The sequence below is a fragment of the Saccharopolyspora sp. NPDC003752 genome (assembly GCF_053605825.1).
Genome location: NZ_JBSGJZ010000018.1, coordinates 19,093 through 24,634 on the forward strand (window position 1 = coordinate 19,093; position 5,542 = coordinate 24,634).

Here is a 5,542-nt window from a genome sequence, read left to right on the forward strand (position 1 = left end):
GGAACGATGACCGGCGAGAAGCCGGTCCGTCCCGGGCGGCCGGTGCGCACCTGAGCGACCACGAGGTCGTCCAGGATCCGCTGCCTTTCCTGATCGGGGCGGGGATCCGCGGCGTGATCCGTCTGCGTCATGTTCCGAACCTGCTTCAGAGCGTTGATCGGTCCACACTAGTCACCGATCAACACGACCCGGAAACGCTCTTGCCGTTGTGGCAAGTTCGACCCGCAGCGGGCGGTTCACGCCGTCACGATCGAATCGGGCGAGGACGCCGGATCGTCAGCGGCCGGTCGTCTCGGCCAGCGCGGTGTCGAGGATCGCCAGGCCGCGATCGATCTCGGCGTCGGAGGCGGTCAGCGGCGGCGCGATCCGGAACGTCCCGCCCATGCCGGGCAGCTGCACGATGTTCATGTGCAGGCCGAGTTCGGTGCAACGGCGGGTGACGGCGGCGCCGAGCTTGTCCGCGTCCTCGCCGCCCGGCCCGTCGACCAGCTCCAGTCCGACCAGCAGGCCGCGCCCGCGCACGTCGCCGATCACCGGATGCCGCGCGGCGAGCTCCTCCAGCCCGCCGCGAAGCCGCACGCCGAGCTCGCGGGCGCGCACGTCGAGGCGGTCGCGGCTGAGCACGTCCAGGACGGTGTTGCCGACGGCCGCCGGGAGCGGGTCGTTGACGTGCGTGGTGAAGAACAGGAATCCGCGGTCGTGGGCCTGCTGTTCGATCTCGGCGCTGGTCAGCACGGCCGCGAGGGGCAGCCCGGCGCCGAGTGTCTTGGACAGGACCAGGATGTCCGGGACGACGCCGTCGCGCTCGAACGCGTACCAGTCACCGGTGCGGCACAGCCCGGTCTGGGCCTCGTCCAGGATCAGCAGCATGCCCCGCTCGCGGCACTTGTCCCGCAGCGCCGCCAGGTAGCCCGGCGGGAGGTCGATGACGCCGCCCGAGCTCAGCACGGGCTCGACCAGGCAGGCCGCGAGGCTGCCGACCGACTGGGCGTCGATCAGCTCGAAGCCGAGGTCGAGCTGCCGGCGCCAGTCCAGGTTCCCGTCGGCGTCGACGATTCCCGGCCGGAACCGGTCGGGGACCGGCAGGGCGAAGTTCCCCGGAGCTGCGGGACCGTACCCGACTCGCCCGGCGCTGTAGGTGGCGTTCGCCGCGGCCTGGGTCATGCCGTGCCAGGACCGGGCGAACGAAACGACCTCGTGCCCGCCGGTGACGAGCTTGGCGATCCGCAGCGCGGCCTCGTTCGCCTCGGCACCGGTGGTCAGGAACATCGCCTTGTCCAGCGGCTCCGGCAACGTCCCCGCGAGCCGCTCGGCGAGGTCGAGCACCGGGCGGCTCAGCATCCCGCTGTAGAGGTGGTCGAGCCGGGCGACCTGTTCGCGAACGGTCGCGACGATCTCCGGGTGGGCGTGGCCGAGGATCGCGCTCATCTGCCCCGACGTGAAGTCGAGCAGCTCGCGCCCGTCCTCGGTGAACACCGAGCTCCCCTCGGCGCGGGCGATGATCCCGGGGCTGAAGGCGCCGCGCCCCGAGTAGCGGACCAGGTGGCGTTCGGGTGCGGTGCCCGCGATGTCGTCCAGCATGGCCCCGACGCTACGAACGGACGTAGCTTCACGTCCATCACACGATTTCGATGATGCTGTTCGATGGAACCGCACAATGGTGGCATGCTCAACCCGTGGCGCCTGCGCCTGCTCGGGCTGCTCGACAGCCTCGGCACCGTCCGCGCGGTGGCCGAGACGCTGCACATGAGCCCGTCGACGGTGTCCCAGCAATTAGCCGTGCTCGAAACCGAAACGCGCAGCCGGCTCATCGAGCGGTCCGGGCGCCGGGTGCGGCTGACCCGGACCGGGATCGCGCTCGCCCGCCGGGGCCGCGAGATCCTGGCCCAGATCGCCGAGGCGGAGGCCGAGCTGCGCGCCCTCAACGACGAGCCGATCGGCACCGTCCGGCTCGGGGTGTTCCAGAGCGCGATCTACACGCTCGCCGTGCCGGCGGCGGCCCGGTTGGCGGACTCGCACCCGCACCTGCACGTGGAGCTGATCGAGTCCGAACCCCACGAGAGCGGGGCCGCGCTGCGCACCGGCGAGGTGGACGTGATCGTGACGACCACGGACTACGTCAAGTTCCCGTGGGACCGGGACCTCGAAGTCGTCCCGCTGGGGACCGACCCGGTGGTGCTGGTCCTGCCGCCGGACCATCCGCTCGCGAGGCGCCGGGTGATCGACCTCGCCGCATGCGCGGAGGAGACCTGGGCGTGCGACCGGCCGGGCTCGTACATGGCGGAGCTGACCCAGCGGCTGTGCCACGAGTCCGGCTTCGAACCCCGGGTGGCCTGCCGGTTCAGCAATTGCCTGCTGCTGCTCCAGCACGTCGAGTCCGGCCGGTCGGTGGCACTGCTGCCGGCGCTGGCAGTTCCGCCCGGCACCCCGGTCGTCACCCGCGAGCTCAGCACGCCGGTGCACCGCAACGTCGCGATCGTGCGGCGCCGGGAGGCGGGACTGCGCGCGGCCGTGGACGCCGTCGTCGAGACGCTGCTCGACCACCCGGAAATCCCGGCCCTGTCCGCCCCCGGCTCCGCCGGACACCGGTGACAGCCCGCTTCGGCGCCCGCGTGACGTTCGAACCGGTCGTGAGTGCGTACCGGGGCTCCGGCCCGGGTGCGCACCCACGACTACATTGTGGACGGTGGTCGGCGTGGCGCGAACCGCGCCGACCTGTCACGAGCCGTAGCGGATGACGTGCAGGGCCAAGGGATCCTGGTCGAAGGATGGTTGCCCGTTCTCCGCCAGCGAGTCGATGAGCCGCACCTCGCCGCCCTCGTTGACCGCCACCAGCAGGTTGCCCACCGATTCCCGGCCGCGGAAGTCCGTTCGGCGGATCCACACCAGCGCCTTCGCGCCCGTCGGGGCGCTCGCGATCTCGGTCAGGACCTCGCCCCAGCCCTGGTGGATGGTGGCGCTCAGCGGCGGGCCGAGCTCGCGCATCGTGGGCTCGAACCACGCCGCGGCGGCGGGGCCCGGGGGCGCGGAAAGCCCGTCCTGCCGCGCGTCCCACCCCATCAGGTAGCTCCACGGGTCGTTGTTCGGCAGGCCGAACGGGGCCTCGCCCGCTTCCTTCGGCACCACCAAGGCGGCATCCAGCATCTGGTCCCGCCAGTCGCCGGACTCCTGGAAACGCCGGGTGGTGCAGGCGAACAGCCAGCCGCGTTCGGTCTCGTCCGCCTCGTCCGGGTGCACCACGACGACCGGCTCCTGGTAGGTGTGGTCGAGCCAGCTGTTCGCCTTCTCCAGCGCGGCCTGCAGGTCCGGCGCGGCGTTCTCCCAGGGCGCCCGGAGCACCTCGACACCGTCCACGGCAGGCCGGTGGAAGCGGGCCACCACGAGCTGCCCGATCTCGTCGTCGTCCAGCCTCGCCAGCGAACCCCGTTGCCCGTCCAGGAAAATGGCCTTGCCGTCGTCGTTGAACGCGTAGAGCAGGTGACCGGTGATCTCCACCCCGGAGTGCTGTCTGCGCAGCCACACCGCGCTGCGCGTGCCGGGCCCGCCTTCGAGGAGCATCGACGTCACGTCCGCCCAGGTGGAACAGGTGGATACCTCCGCGGTCGGGAAATGCGCGGACAGCATCCGGTCCCACCAGCCGGGCGCCTCGTCCAGCGGCTCCCACGGCAGCGCCGAAGCCGGGCGGCGGTCCACCGCGGCGTCCGTCGCGACCAGGCAGCTGCGCGCGTTGACCCGCCAGCGCCACGGCTGCTGGTCGGAGAATCCTGCCGCCGCGTTGAGCTCCTCGTCCAGCGGGTCGGCGTTGGCGACCGGGAACGGCTGGCCGCCATCCTTGGGCACCGCGATGGTGGCGGCCAGCAGCGGCTCGGCGGAGCCGCCCGCGTAGTCGCAGCCGAACAGCTGGGTCCGCTCGCCGTCGACCAGGGGCTGGTCATCGGTCAGGGTGACCAGGTCCCCGTACGTGCGGTCCAGCCAGTCGGCGGCCCTGCGGGAGAGATCGTCGCTCATCGTCACCTCGGTCAATGCTCGTCCGACAGCTCGGACCTCTTGGATCTGTTCAGTACGCGGCGGAAGCCACTTGCAGCGTGGGCCACCGCCGCCGCCGAGGGGCGCGCTCGGCCGCCGCGCACGGGAAATCCCCCACCACCGCGCAGGCGTCTCGGGCGCTCGCCGCGTCATCCCAGCAATGTGACGTCCGCAGTCCCAGCGACTCCTGCCTGTTCTGCCGCGGGTGCGGGCGCACCGGCCGTGTCCGCGTGGTCGCCGCCCGGACCGCGCACCGCATCCCGGAACTCCTGCGCCCCGATGCGCGTGGATGCGGGCGCGCCCGGGTTGAGCAGCACGTCGACGCCTTCTTCGGGCAGGGCGTCGGCGACCTCCTCGGCGGTGATCTCCGCCCACGCCGGGACGGTCAACCGCTCCGCGTGCGCGAAGGCGGTCAGCACCAGCACCGACGGCTTGCCGTCCGGTGCGCGGGTGACGATCGGTGTGTGCTCCTCGTCCAGGCCGATGACCAGGTGCGAACCGGGCAGTGATGCCAGCAGTTCGGGAACGGGCAGCTCGCCCCGCATCACCAGCCGCAGCGTGGCGTCCACCGGGTCGGTCGGCGAGTCCGGGCTGGACGGCTGGTAGGCGCGGTTCGGGCGGAAGTCCCGCAGCGAGCCGTCGCCGTCGATGTACCAGGAACCGACGATCGCGGTTTCCGGCGGCTGTTGCTGCTCCTGCTCGGGCTTCCAGTCGGGGTCGATGAGCACCACCCACTGGTCGACGGGCTCGCCCTCGGCAACCGGGGCGGATTCGGGCGTTTCGTCCTCGGACATCGAAGGCTCCTCGCTGCTTCCTGTCGGCTTCAACGTTGTTCCGCAGGCGGCTCGGGCGGAGTTCCGGCCGCGCCCGGATCGCCGGTTCCGGCGTCGGCCATCGCGTGCTTGAGCGAGCTCGCCAGCACCCGCATGGACGTCGGCGCGCCCGGGTTGAGCAGCACGTCGACCCCTTCCTCGGGCAGTGAGTCGGCCAGCGCCTTCGCCGTGATCTCCTGCCAGGTCGGCACGTCGACCCGCCGGGCGTGCACCGGCGAAGTGGCGACCAGCACTGACGGCACCTCGTCCGGGGAGAGTGTGACGACGGCGTTGCCATCGTCGTCCAGCGCGATCAGCAGCAGCGCCTCGCGCATGGCCTCCAGCAGCGCCTCGCCGCTGTAGTCGCCGCGTACTACCAGTTGCAGCACCGCGTCCACCGGGTCGGTGGCGGAATCCTCGCGGGAGGGCTGGTAGTCCGGGTTGGCCTGGAACGTGCTGACGGTGCCGTCGGCTCCGATGTGCCAGGAACCGAGGACGGCCTCGTTCGGCGGCTCTTCCTCGTCGGACTCGGGCTGCCAGGCCGGGTCGATCACGAGGGCCCACGCCTCCTGGTCGGGACCGGCGGGTGTTTCCTCGCTGGGACCAGCGGGAGCTTCGCCCTCCTCCGGAGTGGGGTGGTCACTGGTCACTGTGGATTCCTTTCTGCATGCGCAGTGCCTGGTAACGCCGGTGAGGCGGGAAGG

Annotated in this window: 5 protein-coding genes; 1 reads left to right on the forward strand and 4 read right to left on the reverse strand. The window is 71.7% G+C overall.

Annotated elements, in window-relative coordinates; translation table 11 throughout:
- Positions 1 to 276: 276 nt before the first annotated feature.
- Positions 277 to 1,581: an aspartate aminotransferase family protein gene (locus tag ACWEV3_RS23370; RefSeq protein ID WP_452615951.1), complete on the reverse strand. Its 1,305-nt coding sequence runs from the start codon at positions 1,579 to 1,581 to the stop codon at positions 277 to 279.
- 84 nt (positions 1,582 to 1,665) lie between these two features.
- Here ACWEV3_RS23370 and ACWEV3_RS23375 point away from each other — a divergent pair, with 84 nt between their 5' ends.
- A complete protein-coding gene (locus tag ACWEV3_RS23375) occupies positions 1,666 to 2,592 on the forward strand; it encodes a LysR substrate-binding domain-containing protein (RefSeq protein WP_452615952.1) in 927 nt (308 codons plus the stop codon).
- Positions 2,593 to 2,718: 126 nt separating this feature from the next.
- Here the strand turns inward: ACWEV3_RS23375 and ACWEV3_RS23380 are convergent, their stop codons facing one another.
- From ACWEV3_RS23380 to ACWEV3_RS23390, 3 genes are all read right to left on the reverse strand, one after another.
- Positions 2,719 to 4,008: a YrhB domain-containing protein gene (locus ACWEV3_RS23380; protein ID WP_452615953.1), complete on the reverse strand. Its 1,290-nt coding sequence runs from the start codon at positions 4,006 to 4,008 to the stop codon at positions 2,719 to 2,721.
- A 167-nt stretch (positions 4,009 to 4,175) separates the two neighbouring features.
- The gene (locus ACWEV3_RS23385) at positions 4,176 to 4,820 is read right to left on the reverse strand and encodes a type VII secretion system-associated protein (RefSeq protein WP_452615954.1); all 645 of its coding nucleotides are present in this window, start codon (positions 4,818 to 4,820) and stop codon (positions 4,176 to 4,178) included.
- A gap of 29 nt (positions 4,821 to 4,849) precedes the next feature.
- Entirely contained in the window at positions 4,850 to 5,488 is a 639-nt protein-coding gene (locus ACWEV3_RS23390) for a type VII secretion system-associated protein (RefSeq protein WP_452615955.1), read from the reverse strand.
- Between the last annotated feature and the right edge of the window lie 54 nt (positions 5,489 to 5,542).

Coding starts and splice junctions, on each gene's coding strand:
- ACWEV3_RS23370 (WP_452615951.1), bottom strand. CDS start 1,581: ATGCTGGACGACATCGCGGGCACCGCACCCGAACGCCACCTGGTCCGC.
- ACWEV3_RS23375 (WP_452615952.1), top strand. CDS start 1,666: ATGCTCAACCCGTGGCGCCTGCGCCTGCTCGGGCTGCTCGACAGCCTC.
- ACWEV3_RS23380 (WP_452615953.1), bottom strand. CDS start 4,008: ATGAGCGACGATCTCTCCCGCAGGGCCGCCGACTGGCTGGACCGCACG.
- ACWEV3_RS23385 (WP_452615954.1), bottom strand. CDS start 4,820: ATGTCCGAGGACGAAACGCCCGAATCCGCCCCGGTTGCCGAGGGCGAG.